General features: G+C 65.4%; 15 protein-coding genes. 8 read left to right on the forward strand and 7 right to left on the reverse strand.

Annotated features, from left to right (window positions below; translation table 11 throughout):
* Nucleotides 1-107: 107 nt before the first annotated feature.
* Complete coding sequence (locus JQ627_RS11310; protein ID WP_212484294.1) at nt 108-806, forward strand: glutathione S-transferase family protein; 699 nt, start codon at nt 108-110, stop codon at nt 804-806.
* A gap of 72 nt (nt 807-878) precedes the next feature.
* On the opposite strand, the gene JQ627_RS11315 is transcribed toward JQ627_RS11310, so the two are convergent.
* Nucleotides 879-1,088 (reverse strand): cysteine-rich CWC family protein, encoded by a 210-nt coding sequence (locus tag JQ627_RS11315; protein WP_212484295.1) that lies wholly within the window; start codon nt 1,086-1,088, stop codon nt 879-881.
* A 114-nt stretch (nt 1,089-1,202) separates the two neighbouring features.
* Between JQ627_RS11315 and JQ627_RS11320 the strand changes: the two genes are divergently transcribed.
* The 3 genes from JQ627_RS11320 (at nt 1,203) to JQ627_RS11330 (ending at nt 4,454) form a co-directional block, all read left to right on the forward strand.
* Nucleotides 1,203-2,759 (forward strand): DUF1800 domain-containing protein, encoded by a 1,557-nt coding sequence (locus JQ627_RS11320; RefSeq protein WP_212484296.1) that lies wholly within the window; start codon nt 1,203-1,205, stop codon nt 2,757-2,759.
* Nucleotides 2,760-2,761: 2 nt separating this feature from the next.
* Complete coding sequence (locus JQ627_RS11325) at nt 2,762-3,979, forward strand: DUF1501 domain-containing protein (protein WP_212484297.1); 1,218 nt, start codon at nt 2,762-2,764, stop codon at nt 3,977-3,979.
* Nucleotides 3,980-4,130: 151 nt separating this feature from the next.
* Nucleotides 4,131-4,454, forward strand: a complete 324-nt coding sequence (locus JQ627_RS11330) for an antibiotic biosynthesis monooxygenase (RefSeq protein ID WP_085399303.1) — start codon at nt 4,131-4,133, stop codon at nt 4,452-4,454.
* An 18-nt stretch (nt 4,455-4,472) separates the two neighbouring features.
* Here the strand turns inward: JQ627_RS11330 and JQ627_RS11335 are convergent, their stop codons facing one another.
* The 6 genes from JQ627_RS11335 to JQ627_RS11360 all read right to left on the reverse strand — a co-directional run bounded on the left by JQ627_RS11335 (nt 4,473) and on the right by JQ627_RS11360 (nt 8,373).
* Nucleotides 4,473-5,414, reverse strand: coding sequence for an aldo/keto reductase (locus JQ627_RS11335; RefSeq protein ID WP_212484298.1), 942 nt, complete (start codon nt 5,412-5,414; stop codon nt 4,473-4,475).
* A 261-nt stretch (nt 5,415-5,675) separates the two neighbouring features.
* A complete protein-coding gene (locus JQ627_RS11340) occupies nt 5,676-6,131 on the reverse strand; it encodes a GNAT family N-acetyltransferase (RefSeq protein WP_212484299.1) in 456 nt (151 codons plus the stop codon).
* 90 nt (nt 6,132-6,221) lie between these two features.
* The gene (locus JQ627_RS11345; protein ID WP_212484300.1) at nt 6,222-7,034 is read right to left on the reverse strand and encodes a PAS-domain containing protein; all 813 of its coding nucleotides are present in this window, start codon (nt 7,032-7,034) and stop codon (nt 6,222-6,224) included.
* Nucleotides 7,035-7,162: 128 nt separating this feature from the next.
* Nucleotides 7,163-7,321: a hypothetical protein gene (locus tag JQ627_RS11350; protein ID WP_212484301.1), complete on the reverse strand. Its 159-nt coding sequence runs from the start codon at nt 7,319-7,321 to the stop codon at nt 7,163-7,165.
* Nucleotides 7,322-7,394: 73 nt separating this feature from the next.
* Nucleotides 7,395-7,571 carry a hypothetical protein gene (locus tag JQ627_RS11355; RefSeq protein WP_212484302.1) on the reverse strand — a complete coding sequence of 59 codons (177 nt, stop codon included), beginning with the start codon at nt 7,569-7,571 and terminating at the stop codon, nt 7,395-7,397.
* A gap of 151 nt (nt 7,572-7,722) precedes the next feature.
* Complete coding sequence (locus JQ627_RS11360) at nt 7,723-8,373, reverse strand: glutathione S-transferase family protein (protein ID WP_212484303.1); 651 nt, start codon at nt 8,371-8,373, stop codon at nt 7,723-7,725.
* A 587-nt stretch (nt 8,374-8,960) separates the two neighbouring features.
* On the opposite strand from JQ627_RS11360, the gene JQ627_RS11365 reads away from it, so the two are divergent.
* The 4 genes from JQ627_RS11365 to JQ627_RS11380 all read left to right on the forward strand — a co-directional run bounded on the left by JQ627_RS11365 (nt 8,961) and on the right by JQ627_RS11380 (nt 13,584).
* Complete coding sequence (locus JQ627_RS11365) at nt 8,961-10,163, forward strand: pyridoxal phosphate-dependent aminotransferase (protein ID WP_129267775.1); 1,203 nt, start codon at nt 8,961-8,963, stop codon at nt 10,161-10,163.
* Between the two features lie 159 nt (nt 10,164-10,322).
* Complete coding sequence (locus JQ627_RS11370) at nt 10,323-10,805, forward strand: DUF992 domain-containing protein (protein WP_212484304.1); 483 nt, start codon at nt 10,323-10,325, stop codon at nt 10,803-10,805.
* A gap of 153 nt (nt 10,806-10,958) precedes the next feature.
* Nucleotides 10,959-13,007, forward strand: coding sequence for an elongation factor G (locus JQ627_RS11375; RefSeq protein WP_212484305.1), 2,049 nt, complete (start codon nt 10,959-10,961; stop codon nt 13,005-13,007).
* 304 nt (nt 13,008-13,311) lie between these two features.
* The gene (locus tag JQ627_RS11380; protein ID WP_008566993.1) at nt 13,312-13,584 is read left to right on the forward strand and encodes a helix-turn-helix domain-containing protein; all 273 of its coding nucleotides are present in this window, start codon (nt 13,312-13,314) and stop codon (nt 13,582-13,584) included.
* Nucleotides 13,585-13,630 lie beyond the last annotated feature (46 nt).

Here is a 13,630-nt window from a genome sequence, read left to right on the forward strand (position 1 = left end):
CGTCATTGCGAGCGCAAGCGAAGCAATCCAGAATGCTTCCGCGGCGGCAGTCTGGATTGCTTCGTCGCAAGAGCTCCTCGCAATGACGGAGCATGTGGAGGCAGCTCATGTCGCTCAAACTCTTCGAACTCGTCGGCACCGACGCTGCGCGCCCGTTCAGCCCGTATTGCTGGCGCACGCGGATGGCGCTGGCGCACAAGGGCCTCGCGGCGGAATCGCTGCCCTGGCGCTTCACCGAGAAGAGCGCGATATCGCCGCACGGCTCGGAGAAGGTTCCGGTGCTGCTGCATCATGACAAGCCCGTGATCGATTCCTGGGCGATCGCGACCTATCTCGAAGACAATTTTCCAGACCAGCCGTCGCTGTTCGGCGGTGAGGGCGGCCGCGCCATGGCCCGCATGCTCAATGCCTGGGGCGACATCGCCGTCGTCGGCGGCATCTTTCCGCTCATTGTGGCTGACATCCCGAAGAATCTCGCCGAGGTCGATGCCACCTATTTCCGCCAGTCGCGCGAGGCGCGCTTTGGCGGCAAAACGCTGGAAGACGTGATGGCGAGCCGCGACACCGGCGTCGTCGCATTCCGCAAATCGCTCGAGGTGATGCGGCAAACCCTGAAGAAGCAGCCGTTCATCGGCGGCAGCGCGCCGAACTATGCCGACTACATCGTGTTCGGCGGCTTCCAATGGGCGCGCGCGGTGAGCCCGTTCAAGCTGCTGGAAAGCGATGATCCAATTTATGCCTGGCGCGAGAAGTTGCTCGACGCGTTCGACGGCATGGCGCGGAAGTCGCCCGGGCACGCGGTGTAAGGCAGGCCCCTTCCTCACTGTCGTCCCTGCGTTCGCAGGGACGGCAGCGAGGGTGTCACGACCCTCTCGCGTTCAACGAGCAGCCGCGCTCGCCGCCTCCGCCGCCGCCTTGCGCAGACACTCCCGGCACAAACAATCCTCGCCCTTGACCGGCATCGGCAGCCGCGCGGTCTCCTCCGCGCACCAGCAAGTGCCCGAGAGGTCGCAGCCGAACTCGGTGCCGCAGCGGGAGCAGGCGAGGCGGCGCGGTTCCTGTGCCGGAGATTCTTTCGGATTTGTCATGATTTACGCAAAAGCCTGGCCGTCATTTTCATGCCGGGTTCATCTCCCGCTGCGGTATATTATGCGTCGCGCACGTATCAGGAAAGCGGTTGGCAACGCGCGAAGGACATATCGATGGCCCGCGATTCGCAAGCCGCCCTCGTCGCGCTTAACCGTTTCGGCTTCGGAGGGCGCGGCGGGGCGTCCGGCGATCTCATCAATGCGGCGTCCGATCCGCGCGGCTTCGTGAAGGCGGAACTCGCCCGTCCCAACGGGGTGCTGCTGGAGGCGCCGGGTCTGCAATCGACGCCGCAGCTGGGCCAGGCCGTGTTCGCCTATCAGGATCAGGTCAAGCAGGCCCGCGAGGCTGCGAAGGCCGCTGCGCCCGCTGAAGGGGGGCAGCAGGCACCGGCCGATCAGAAGCCGGGGCTGCGCCGCAATCTCTCGCTCAATGCGACCGCAACCGAGATCGCCGGTCAGATGGCCGAGGCCAAGCCCGCCGACAATGCGGCGAAGCCGGACGCCATGCAGCCCAATGCCGCCGCGCCACCTGCCGCAAAGCCTGCGCCGCAGCCGCTCAACGTCATCCAGAAGACATTTCGCGCCGAGGCGCTGGCGCGGTTGCAGCGCGCGACGCTGGTCGAGTGCGGCTTCACCGAGCGGCTGGTGGTGTTCTGGTCCAACCATTTCTGCATCTCCGCCAGCAAGGGCGAGCTGGCGCGGATCTGGGCCGGCGCGTTCGAGCGCGAGGCGATCCGGCCGCATGTGCTCGGGCGTTTCGCCGACATGCTGAGGGCGGTCGAGCAGCATCCGGCGATGCTGTTCTTCCTCGACAATCAGCAATCGCTCGGGCCGGACTCGCGCGCCGGGCAAAACCGCAAGCGCGGGCTGAACGAAAATCTCGCGCGCGAGATCATGGAGCTGCATACGCTTGGCGTCGGCGGCGGCTACACGCAGGAGGACGTCACCTCGCTCGCGCGCATCATCACCGGCTGGACCTTTGCCGGTCGACAAGGGCAGCTGGGAACGCCCGGCTCCTTCGTGTTCAACACCAATGCGCACCAGCCCGGGCCGCAAACGCTGCTCGGCAAGATCTACGAAGCGAGAGGCCTGGCACAGGGCGAGGCTGCGCTTGCCGACATCGCGCGCCATCCCTCGACCGCCAATTTCATCGTCACCAAGTTCGTCCGCCATTTCGTCGCCGACGATCCGCCGCCGGCTCTGGTCGCGCGATTGCGCGATGTCTTCGTCAAGACCGACGGCGACCTCAGGGTGCTTGCCACGGCGCTGGTCGATTCCGACGAAGCCTGGAAGGCGCCGTTGACCAAGATGCGCTCGCCTTACGACTTCGTGGTCGCGAGCGGCCGGCTGCTGGCGCGCGTACCGGAAGATCCCGGCGGTTATCTCAACAATCTGAACCTGCTCGGCCAGCCGTTGTGGTCGCCCGCCGGTCCGAACGGCTTCCCGGACACCAGCGCCGCATGGGCCGCGCCCGAAGGAATGAAGCTCAGGCTCGACATCGCCGCGCAAATGGGCGCGCGGCTTGGGCCCAACATCGATCCGCTCGACCTGCTGGAATTCGTCGCGGCGGATGCGGCTTCCATCGAAACGCGCAAAACCATCGAGCGCGCGGAGTCGCGGCAGCAGGCGCTGGCACTGCTGTTGATGTCGCCGGAAATGCAGAGGAGATGAAGATGATCGACTGCGTCGAGAACCGCCTCCTCACCTCGCGCCGCGGCCTGCTGCTCGGCGGCGCGTCCTTCGCGGCCTGGGCGTACCTGCCGAAATTTGCGCGCGCGGCCGACGGACGCGACCCGCGATTGGTCGTCGTGATTCTGCGTGGCGCGCTCGACGGGCTCTCGACCGTCGCGCCGGTTGGTGATTCCGACTATGCCGGCCTGCACGGCTCGATCGCGCTTGCCGCCGATGGCGCGCATCCCGCCATCATGCTCGACAGTTTCTTCGCGCTGCATCCGGCGATGCCGGAATTCGCGCGCATGTATCGCGACAAGCATGCCGCGGTGATCCATGCGGTGGCGACGCCCTATCGCGACCGCTCGCATTTCGATGGCCAGGACGTGCTCGAAAGCGGCTATGCCGGGCCGGGCCGCGTGCAGTCCGGCTGGCTTAATCGCGCACTGGAGGCGCTGCCGCGCGGCGAGCGCGTGTCGAGCGGGCTTGCGGTTGGTCCGACCACGCCACTGGTGCTGCGCGGCAATGCGCCGACTGTCGGCTGGGCGCCGGTCGCGCTGCCGCAGGCCGATGACGACACCGCGATGCGGCTGGTCGATCTCTACCGTCATCGCGATCCCGCGCTGGCCTCGGCGCTGTCGCAAGGTCTTCAGCTCGAAAAGGCAGCCAACGGCGACGACATGAAGCGCAAGCCCGGCAATGCCGTCGCGCAGATGCGCCAGGTCGCGCGTGGTGCTGCAAAACTGATGGCAGCCGACGACGGCCCGCGCATCGCCGCGCTCGCCTTCGACGGCTGGGATACGCATGCCAATGAAGGCGGCCCTGTGGGGCGTCTCGCCTTCCTGCTCGGCGGGCTCGACGGCGCGCTCGCCGAATTTGAAGGTGGCCTGGGGGATCGCTGGCGCGACACCGCAATCGTCGTCGCCACTGAGTTCGGCCGCACCGCGCGCATCAACGGCACTGACGGCACCGATCACGGCACGGGAACGATCGCGTTGCTCGCCGGCGGTGTCGTGAAAGGCGGTCGCGTCATCTCGGATTGGCCGGGTCTCAAGCCCGCCAACCTCCACGAGGGGCGCGACCTCAAGCCGACCACCGACCTGCGCTCCGTGATCAAGGGCGTGCTGCAGGGCCAGTTCGGTCTTTCGGATCGCGTGCTTGCCGAGACGGTGTTCCCGGACAGCGCAAGCGCAAGGCCAATGAAGGGATTGGTTGCTTAGTCAACTCTCTGCGTCATTCCGGGGCGCGCGTCAGCGCGAACCCGGAATCCATCCCTCCGCTGGTTCTTGAGCAAAATGGATTCCGGGCCGGCGCCTTGCGGTGCGTCCCGGAATGACGACATGATGAGCCGAGCATCAGGAGATCACCCGCATGTACATCGCCATGAACCGCTTCCGCGTCACCAAGGGTTCTGAAACCGCGTTCGAACAGGTCTGGCTCTCGCGCGACACGTTTCTCGACGGGGTGCCGGGCTTCGTCGAATTCCATCTGCTGCGCGGCCCCGAACTCGAGGACCACACGCTCTATGCCTCGCACACGATCTGGGCGAACCACGCCGCGTTCGAGGCGTGGACCAAGTCGGAGGCGTTTCGCGCGGCGCATCAGCGCGCTGGCGATAACAAGCCGCTTTATCTCGGCCATCCCCAATTCGAGGGCTTTGAGGTGATGCAGACGGTGGGACGCGGCGCGAAGTAACGCGCCGCGCTTCAAACATCAGCCCTGGGTGATCTTGTCGATCTCGGCAAGATCCTCGGCGGTGAGCTTCCACGCGATCGCCTTGACGTTCTGCTCGATCTGCTCGACGCGGGTGGCGCCCGCGATGACGCTCGAGACCTGCGGGCGGCCGGCGAGCCAGGAGAAAGCGAGCTCGAGCATCGAGTGTCCGCGCGCTTGCGCAAAGGCCTGCAGCTTCTCGACGATCGCCTCGTTGCGCGGGGTGACATAGCGGTCGCGCAGTCGCGGAGTTTGGCCGAAGCGGGTGTCGCCGGGCGCGGCCTGACCCTTTTTGTATTTGCCGGTCAGAAGTCCGCTTGCGAGCGGGAAGAACGGCAACAGGCCGAGCTTGTATTCCGTTGCTGCCGGCAACAGGTCCTTCTCGATGTCGCGCACGACCAGGGAATATTCGTCCTGGCAGGAGACGAAGCGGCTGACATTCATCGCGCGCGCGACGTACTCGGCTTCGGCGATCCGCCACGCGGGAAAGTTCGAATTGCCGATGTAGCGGACCTTGCCCTGGCGGACGAGGTCGTCGAGCGCACGCAAGCTCTCCTCGATCGGTGTCAGCGGGTCATAGTCGTGCTGCTGGTAGAGATCGATGTAATCGGTCTTGAGCCGCTTCAGGCTCGCCTCCACGGCGTCCATGATGTAGCGGCGCGAAGCGCCCTGCTTGGTGCCGTCCTCCGCCATCGGCTTGGAATATTTGGTGGCCAGCACGATGTCCTTGCGGCGGTCGCCCAGCACGGCGCCGAGCACGTTTTCCGAGCCGCCCATGTTCGAATAGATGTCGGCGGTGTCGAACAGCGTGATGCCGAGATCGAGCGCGCGATGGATTACCTTGCGCGAGGTCTCCAGGTCCGTGCGCTGGCCGAAATTGTTGCAGCCGAGCCCGACCGCAGACACGCGCAGGCCGGAGGCGCCGAGATTACGAATTTCCATGGGAGGTCCTGTCAGGAGAAAGCAGCGGCTCATTGTGACCGCGGTGCGCCGCAGCAGCAAGGCTCCGCCTGCGTTGCAGCCATGCCGGCAATGAACGCGCAAAAAAATGCGGCCCCTGTCAGACGCGGCGACTGACGGGGACCGCTTTGGGGCGCTTGATCGGTGACGGGGGCCTGATCAGACGCAGGGGCAGCGTAGTCCTGCTATGTTACGCGAGGGTGACAGGCAGAGTTATCCACAGGGACTCCGAGGCTGCCGCGATCAGAAGATCTTGCGATAGACGATGAAGCCGGAGCGTTCGGCGACCTTGTCGTACAGGCTCTGCGCCGTGACGTTGGTCTCGTGCGTCTGCCAGTAGACGCGCGGCGATCCCGCGAGCTTTGCGCGCTCGTAGACGCCGTGGATCAGCGCCGAGGCGACACCCTTGCCGCGCGAGGCCTCCAGCGTGAACAGGTCCTGCAGATAGCAGGACGGCTCGATCGCCGTGGTGCTGCGATGGAAGAGGTAGTGCGTGAGCCCGAGCAGCTTGCCGTCGCTCTCGGCGACCAGCGCATGCACCGGTTCATAGGCGTCGAAGAAGCGCTGCCACGTCATCCGCGTGATCTCGGGGGCCAGCGCGGTCGGGCCGGAGCGGCCGTAGAAGGCGTTGTAGCCGTCCCACAATGGCAGCCATTGATCGTAGTCCTGTTTCGTGACGGAGCGAATGGTGAGTGACATTTGAAAGTCCCGCGATCTCGAAGGAAGCGAACAGCCGTGACGCCTCCTTCATACGAGATGATCGCGTTGCCGATCAATCACGCTCCCGCATCACTCCGCGACGCGCAAGTACCGCATCAGCCTGCGTCCCGCGGGATCGCGCAGCGAGCGGTAGTAGTCGGCGCGCGCGGGCGCGTCGGTGTGGCGCACGAGGTCGGTCACGGGCGTGTAGCTCAGCATGCGTCCGCCATCGGGCAGGGCGGCACAGACGAAGCGCAGCACCTCGCCATTGCGCAAGGCGATGTTGATCGGCGTGGCATCGCCGATCCGCACCATTTCCATCCGTTGCGCGATGAAGGTACCGAGCTCGTCCTCGGGCAGCTCGAACGCGCCGGTGTCGCGGCCGTGATACATCAGCGCGATGAAGGGCGGCTTGCCGTCGGCCACTTCGTCCGGCAGCGCAAAATAGTCGCGAAATGCGCGGTTGATGAATTCGGCACGCGTCTCGGCGTCGAGCAGCACGATGCCGATATCGACCTGGTCGAGCGCGGCCGACAGTCGCGCGGCGGTGGCGTGGCTCTGGCGCTCGGCGGCGAATGTGCCAAGCAGCCGCTCGCGCATCAGACCGGTGATTGCGGCAGTGCAGGCAGTCGTCACGGCCAGGAGGCCGAGCCGGACCAGATCCGCCGCCGCATAGCCTGGCAGGGTCCGATGAGTCAGAAAGAACAATGCCGCGCCGATCACCCCGACGGCGGCGCTGGTCATGGCGGAAGCGAGACCCGACAGCGAGCCGGCCAGCGCCACGATGCAGACGAACAGGGGCGCAGGCGAGGGAACGGGGACATAACGATCGAGCAGGATCGCCAGCAGCGCAATTGCCGCCGTCAGCGCCGGACCGGAGATCGCACGCCATCCGAACCGCATGGGCCAGTCTTGCTCCTCCCGAACGAGGTAAGGCCGCAACACTGGCTGATCGTTGCGCCCGTGCGATGCGATTTCATGCGGCGCGCTTAAGGGGCACTTGCCTGCGAGTGCAAAGCTTTCGGTTGTTTTTAGACTAAATGCGCGTGCCTGAAGCGCTGCTGGAGCGCGGGCGCGTTGAGCGTGGACGTCCCCGGACTCTTTCGCATGCCGGTGAAAATCAGCAGCGACGCCGCGACCAGGATGGCCGCAGTCAGGGTGATTGCAACGATGACCACAGGCGATTTCATCGGTGTCCCGTCGCGATGCCGGTCGGCGCGGGGCCGCGCGGCACCTTGAAGGCTATCCAGGATGAAACGGGGATCAGACCGGCAGGCCCATCGCCATGGTCGCCTTGGTCGACAGCACTGTCAGGGTGACGATCAGGCACAGCGAGAGCGCGGCGACGGCGAGCGAGGCCGCGACCGCGTTGGTCAGCCGGGAAGACGAAACGGTAGCGGTTTGGCCCTGAAAGCCTGCCGTGCCGGACGCCCGAATCATGGTCTAAATCCTTCAACGTGCGAGCGAATCACCCGCGACTCGGACAATTTCCCTGTTTCAACCGGCAATATTGGGGCGGCCACAGCGTCGAAAATGGCGAGAATACGGCACGGGCTGCCCTTATACCCGCTATTCCGGAGCAAGCGCGCCTTCAGGCGCCGGCCGCGATGCTGGCGGGGTCGTCGATGTCGGCCGGCCGCCAGTCCATCGTCACGAAGCCGGGCGCGGCTTCCACACGCCTCAGCCAGTCCCGGATTGCCGGGAAGGTCGAGAGGTCGAAGTCGCAGCGATCGGCGAGGTGGGTATAGCCGTACAGCGCGATGTCGGCGACCGTGAGCTGCCGGGCGGCGAAATAGGCGTTGGTCTTGAGGTGGTTCTCCATCACCTGGAGCGCGCCATAACCGCGCTCCATCCAGTCTTCCAGGGAGTGGGTCTGGAGATCGCGGCCGCCCTTGACCAGCGACAGCCAGAAATAGGCGGCGCCGATGTTCGGCTCGAGCGCATGCTGCTCGAAGAACATCCATTGCAGCGCCTCGGCGCGGTCGATGCGGTTCTCAGGCGCGAGCGGCGTGCCGACCGCGACGTACCAGAGGATGGCGTTGGACTCGGCGAGATAGCGGTCATTGCCGACCTCGAGCAACGGCACCTGGCCCGACGGGTTCTTGGTCAGAAAGTCCGGCGTGCGACTCTCGCCGCGCAGAATGTCCACCTCGACCGCTTCGTAAGGCACGTTCAACAGGGCGAGCGCAAGGCGGACCTTGTAGCTGTTGCCGGAGCGTTGCATCGAATAGAGCTTGTACATTCTGGGAGTTCGTTCCGAGGACGGGAAGGCGCGGTGTTTCATTGCCTCGCACCGCGGCTAAACAATGATGCGGTTGCGAATCCGCCGCAAGGCCCGCGCCATAGAAAAACTCGAAAACCCTACCGCACTGCAATGCCGCGGAAGATCATTTTCGTGCGACGCTGCAAATCAGATCACGCTTGCGTCAGCGCGCGAACGCATCGCGCCGCACGTTCGTGCGGGACGGCTGAACAGTCGTGATCGCCTCGGTGGCTGACGGGCCCAAATCTCTCAAACAAGTCTCTCAAGGCAAGTCGCTCAAAGGTTGTCTCAAGCGTCCTCTCGAGCGTCAGACTGCCGTCAGCTTCATGGCGTTCCGAAGGGCGCAAAATTGCTCCGAGGACAGGCCTTGCCGGATATGAGGGATTCCTGCGGCAAAGTTACGGAAAATTGCGGGAAAACGCGCCTTGAAACGCTCCAGATCCGTAAACTTTTTCGAGATCGGGCCGAAGTTTCTTGCGGCGCAGCGGCGCACGTTTTAGGGTGGCTCATTCCCACAATCGGAGTCGTGAGGCCAAAGGGTTCACGACGCTTGTCAGGAGATGACGATGTCCTTCCTTGCCGCTGCGCTCGACCGTGTGAAGCCGTCCGCGACCATCGCGGTCACGGATAAAGCACGCGCGCTGAAAGCGGCGGGTCGCAACGTCATCGGCCTCGGCGCCGGCGAGCCCGACTTCGACACGCCCGCCAACATCAAGCTGGCGGCGATCCACGCCATCGAAGCCGGCAAGACCAAGTACACCGCCGTCGACGGCATCCCCGAGCTGAAGGAAGCCATCATCGGCAAGTTTCAGCGCGAGAACGGCGTGGTCTACAAGCCGAACCAGATCATCGTCGGCACCGGCGGCAAGCAGGTGCTCTACAACGCTCTGATGGCGACCATCAATCCGGGCGACGAGGTGATCATCCCCGCGCCGTACTGGGTCAGCTATCCCGAGATGGTGGCGCTCGCCGGCGGCGAGCCGGTGCCGGTGGTCTGCACCGCCGCGACCGGCTTCAAGCTCCAGGCCGAAGCGCTCGAGCGCGCAATCACGCCGAAGACCAAATGGGTGATCCTGTGCTCGCCGTCGAACCCGACCGGCGCGGCCTACACCAGGACCGAGCTGAAGGCGCTCACCGACGTGCTGGTCAGGCATCCGCATGTGTGGGTGATGACCGACGACATGTACGAGCACCTCGTCTATGACGACTTCCAGTTCACCACGGTCGCGCAGGTCGAGCCCAAACTCTACGACCGCACGCTCACCGTGAACGGCGTGTCGAAGGCCTATTGCATGACCGGCTGGCGCATCGGCTACGCCGGTGGTCCCGCGCAGCTCATCAAGGCGATGTCGACGATCCAGTCGCAGTCGACCTCGAACCCGTCGTCGATCGCACAATGGGCGGCAGTGGAAGCGCTGAACGGTCCGCAGGACTTCATCCCCGCCAACAACAAGGTGTTCAAGGAGCGGCGCGACCTCGTCGTCTCCATGCTCAACCAGGCCAAGGGCATCGAGTGCCCGCGGCCCGAGGGCGCCTTCTACGTCTATCCGTCCTGCGCCGGCACCATCGGCAAGACCGCGCCGTCGGGCAAGGTGATCGACAATGACGAGACCTTCGTCACCGAGTTGTTGGAGACCGAAGGCGTCGCCGTGGTGCAGGGTTCGGCCTTCGGCCTTGGCCCGGCGTTCCGCATCTCCTATGCGACCAAGACCTCGGACCTCGAAGACGCCTGCAAGCGCATCCAGCGCTTCTGCGGCAATCTCCGCTAGGCTTCTCGCGACAGTGCAAATTGGAAAGGCCCGCGGCGCGCGGGCCTTTTTATTGCCGCGTGCAATCTGGCATGCCCGGGAATGTTGTGGCATAGAACGTCGCGCCTCGCTTGCAGGCGCGCTTCTCTGCTCGCATCACATCCATCGCCGGAGACATTCATGCGCCGTTCGTTCGTCTTGGCCGGCCTCGCCGCCGCCTGCCTCCTTGCCTCCGTCGCAAACAGCGGCGCTCAGCAGCAGCGGATGGCGCGGGTCGGTGTGCTCGAATGCCGCGGCGGCGCCAGCGTCGGCTTCATCGTGGGCTCGGTGACCAATCTCGGCTGCGTGCTGCGCGCCGACGGCTTGCCGGACGATCGCTACGTCGCCACCATCCGCAAAGTCGGTGTCGACATCGGCATCACCCAGGAGACGGCTCTGGCGTGGGGCGTGTTCGCGCCGGTCGACCGGCTCGGCCCCGGCGATCTCTCGGGCAATTACGCGGGCGCGCAGGGCAGTGCATCGGTCGGCGTCGGCCTCGGAGGCAATGTACTGATCGGCGGCTCCAACAATTCGATCGCGCTCCAGCCGCTCAGCGTGCAGGGCCAGGTCGGCCTCAACGTCGCCGCCGGCCTCGAGAGCCTGGAACTCCGTCCGGGCCGTTGACAATTTCGCGTGTGCAGATCGCGTCGGTTCGACGCGAATGCGGCAACGACGCACCGCAGCGATTTTTGATGCTTGCCAAATCTCGGGGACGGGCAGAGCATCTGCGCTTGCCGACCCAATCATGGGCCGAGCTCCACACCAAGGAGGCGGCGAATGGGACAAGACGTCAGAAGTCCCCGAGGTCCACGGTGCATCGCACTGGTGGGCCCATTCCAAAGCGGTAAAACCACACTTCTCGAAGCAATACTGGCGCGAACGGGCGCAATCCCGCGCGCCGGCAGCGTCGACGCCGGAACGTCGGTCGGCGACGCCGCCCCGGAGGCCCGTGATCACAAGATGACCGTCGGGCTGACTGCCGCCACCACGAGTTTCATGGGCGACAGCTACACCTTCCTCGATTGTCCGGGTTCCGTCGAGTTCGCCCACGACATGCGCGCCGCGCTGCCTGCGGTCGATGCCGCAATCGTGGTCTGCGAGGCCGACGAGAAGAAGCTGCCGCAGCTTCAGATCATCCTGCGCGAGCTGGAGGAGCTGAAGATCCCGCGTTTCCTGTTCCTCAACAAGATCGACCGCGCCAACAAGCGCATCCGCGAGACGCTCGCAATACTCCAGCCCGCGTCGCGCGTGCCGCTGGTGCTGCGCCAGATCCCGATCTGGAAGGACGAGCTGATCGAGGGCTTCGTCGATCTCGCGCTGGAACGTGCGTTCATCTACCGCGAGCACAAGGCCTCCGAGGTGGTCGCGCTCGAAGGCGGAAATCTCGATCGCGAGAAGGAGGCCCGCTTCTCGATGCTGGAGAAGCTCGCCGATCACGACGACGCGCTGATGGAGCAACTGCTCGAGGACATCCAGCCGCCGCGCGATGCGGTGTTCGACGATCTCGCGCGCGAATTGCGCGAGGGGCAGATCTGCCCCGTGCTGCTGGGCTCCGCCGCGCGCGAAAACGGCGTGCTGCGCCTGATGAAGGCTCTGCGCCACGAGGCGCCGGGTATCGAGGAGACTGCAAAGCGTCTCGGTGTGCCGGCCAGCAAGGAGGCGCTCGGCTACGTGTTCAAGACGCTGCATTCGCAGCACGGCGGAAAGCTGTCGTTGACGCGATTGCTCGCCGGCCATCTCGACGACGGAGCCACGCTGCAATCCGCCTCCGGCGGAAGCGGCCGTATCTCCGGCATCCTCGCCGTCAACGGCGCCTACGATACCAAGCGTGCCGCGGCCGAAGCCGGCGACACGGTTGCGCTCGCCAAGGTCGAGCCGATCAAGACCGGCGACACGGTCTCGAGCGGCAAGTCCCCGCCGGCTGCGCTGGCCGCCGCAGAGCCGACGCCGCCGGTGCTCGCGATCTCGATTGCCGCCACCGACCGCAAGGACGACGTCAAGCTCGGCCAGGCGCTTGCCCGGCTGCACGAGGAGGATCCTTCGCTCGGCATCGTGATGAACGCCCAGACCCACGACACCGTGCTGTGGGGCCAGGGCGAGATGCATCTGCGCGTCGCGAGCGAGCGGCTGCGCGACCGCTTCGGCGTCAAGATCACCTCGCATCCACCGGCGATCGGCTACCAGGAGACCATCCGCAAGCCGATTGTCCAGCGCGGCCGGCACAAGAAGCAGTCCGGTGGCCACGGGCAGTTCGGCGACGTCGTGCTCGACATCAAGCCGCTGCCGCGCGGCGAGGGCTTCAAGTTCGCCGAAAAGGTCGTGGGCGGCGCGGTGCCGCGCAACTATATCGGAGCGGTGGAAGAGGGCGTCGTCGACGGACTGGCGCGCGGTCCGCTCGGTTTTCCCGTCACCGATGTGCAGGTGACGCTGACCGACGGCTCCTATCACAGCGTCGACTCCTCCGACCTCGCCTTCCGCACGGCGGCGCGGGTCGGGCTCAACGAAGGCCTGCCGCAATGCCAGTCCGTCCTGCTGGAGCCGATCCACGTGGTCGAGATCGTCTGCCCGACCGACGCCACCGCCAAGATCAACGCGATCCTGTCGGCGCGGCGCGGCCAGATCCTCGGCTTCGACACGCGTGACGGCTGGAGCGGCTGGGACTGCGTTCGCGCCATGATGCCGGAAGCGGAGATCGGCGAGCTCATCGTCGAGCTGCGCTCGGCCACCGCAGGCGCCGGCAGCTTCACCCGTCAGTTCGACCATATGGCCGAAGTCACGGGTCGCGCCGCCGACCAGATCATCGCCGCGCATCAGCACGCGGCGTGATGCAAGGAAGCACGGCTCTCTCGCACCCTCTTCCCGTTCTTTACGGGGAGAGGGTGGGGTGAGGGGCCCTTTCCGCGGGTACGGCGTTTCGTTTGGTCGAACCCGCGCCCAACCTCCGTAATTGCGAGCGCAGCGAAGCAATCCAGACTGGCTCTGCGGAGGCGGTCTGGATTGCTTCGTCGCAAGAGCTCCTCGCAATGACGAAGGAGGCAGACGTGCTCTTGCGTCTGCTGTCAAATGATGTATTTTACATCATTGTGAATGCTCCAGATATCACTTATAAACTTTGATACGTGAGGCCAAGGTGATCACGTCGTTCCAGATGCGGGCAGCCCGCGCGCTGCTTGGCATTGACCAGAAAACCCTGGCCGAGCTCGCCGGTGTTTCACTGCCGACCATCCAGCGGATGGAGGCCAGCACCGGCAATGTGCGCGGCGTCGTCGAGACCCTGATCAAGGTGGTCGAGGCGTTCGACCGGGCCGGTGTGGAGCTGATCGGCGAGCAGGCGCGCAGCGACAGCGGCGGGCGGGGCGTTCGCCTGAAGGAGCCGGGGCCGCCGCGCCGCGTGGGAGCATGATCGCGTCGATCGTGCTCGGGATCAGGATGAGCTAGCGCATCGTCGT

This window comes from Bradyrhizobium liaoningense (assembly GCF_018130785.1).
Classification (GTDB): domain Bacteria; phylum Pseudomonadota; class Alphaproteobacteria; order Rhizobiales; family Xanthobacteraceae; genus Bradyrhizobium; species Bradyrhizobium liaoningense_A.

Bases quoted from the DNA above. Each gene is read 5' to 3' on its own strand.
- JQ627_RS11310 (WP_212484294.1), top strand. From the start codon at position 108: ATGTCGCTCAAACTCTTCGAACTCGTCGGCACCGACGCTGCGCGCCCG.
- JQ627_RS11315 (WP_212484295.1), bottom strand. From the start codon at position 1,088: ATGACAAATCCGAAAGAATCTCCGGCACAGGAACCGCGCCGCCTCGCC.
- JQ627_RS11320 (WP_212484296.1), top strand. From the start codon at position 1,203: ATGGCCCGCGATTCGCAAGCCGCCCTCGTCGCGCTTAACCGTTTCGGC.
- JQ627_RS11325 (WP_212484297.1), top strand. From the start codon at position 2,762: ATGATCGACTGCGTCGAGAACCGCCTCCTCACCTCGCGCCGCGGCCTG.
- JQ627_RS11330 (WP_085399303.1), top strand. From the start codon at position 4,131: ATGTACATCGCCATGAACCGCTTCCGCGTCACCAAGGGTTCTGAAACC.
- JQ627_RS11335 (WP_212484298.1), bottom strand. From the start codon at position 5,414: ATGGAAATTCGTAATCTCGGCGCCTCCGGCCTGCGCGTGTCTGCGGTC.
- JQ627_RS11340 (WP_212484299.1), bottom strand. From the start codon at position 6,131: ATGTCACTCACCATTCGCTCCGTCACGAAACAGGACTACGATCAATGG.
- JQ627_RS11345 (WP_212484300.1), bottom strand. From the start codon at position 7,034: ATGCGGTTCGGATGGCGTGCGATCTCCGGTCCGGCGCTGACGGCGGCA.
- JQ627_RS11350 (WP_212484301.1), bottom strand. From the start codon at position 7,321: ATGAAATCGCCTGTGGTCATCGTTGCAATCACCCTGACTGCGGCCATC.
- JQ627_RS11355 (WP_212484302.1), bottom strand. From the start codon at position 7,571: ATGATTCGGGCGTCCGGCACGGCAGGCTTTCAGGGCCAAACCGCTACC.
- JQ627_RS11360 (WP_212484303.1), bottom strand. From the start codon at position 8,373: ATGTACAAGCTCTATTCGATGCAACGCTCCGGCAACAGCTACAAGGTC.
- JQ627_RS11365 (WP_129267775.1), top strand. From the start codon at position 8,961: ATGTCCTTCCTTGCCGCTGCGCTCGACCGTGTGAAGCCGTCCGCGACC.
- JQ627_RS11370 (WP_212484304.1), top strand. From the start codon at position 10,323: ATGCGCCGTTCGTTCGTCTTGGCCGGCCTCGCCGCCGCCTGCCTCCTT.
- JQ627_RS11375 (WP_212484305.1), top strand. From the start codon at position 10,959: ATGGGACAAGACGTCAGAAGTCCCCGAGGTCCACGGTGCATCGCACTG.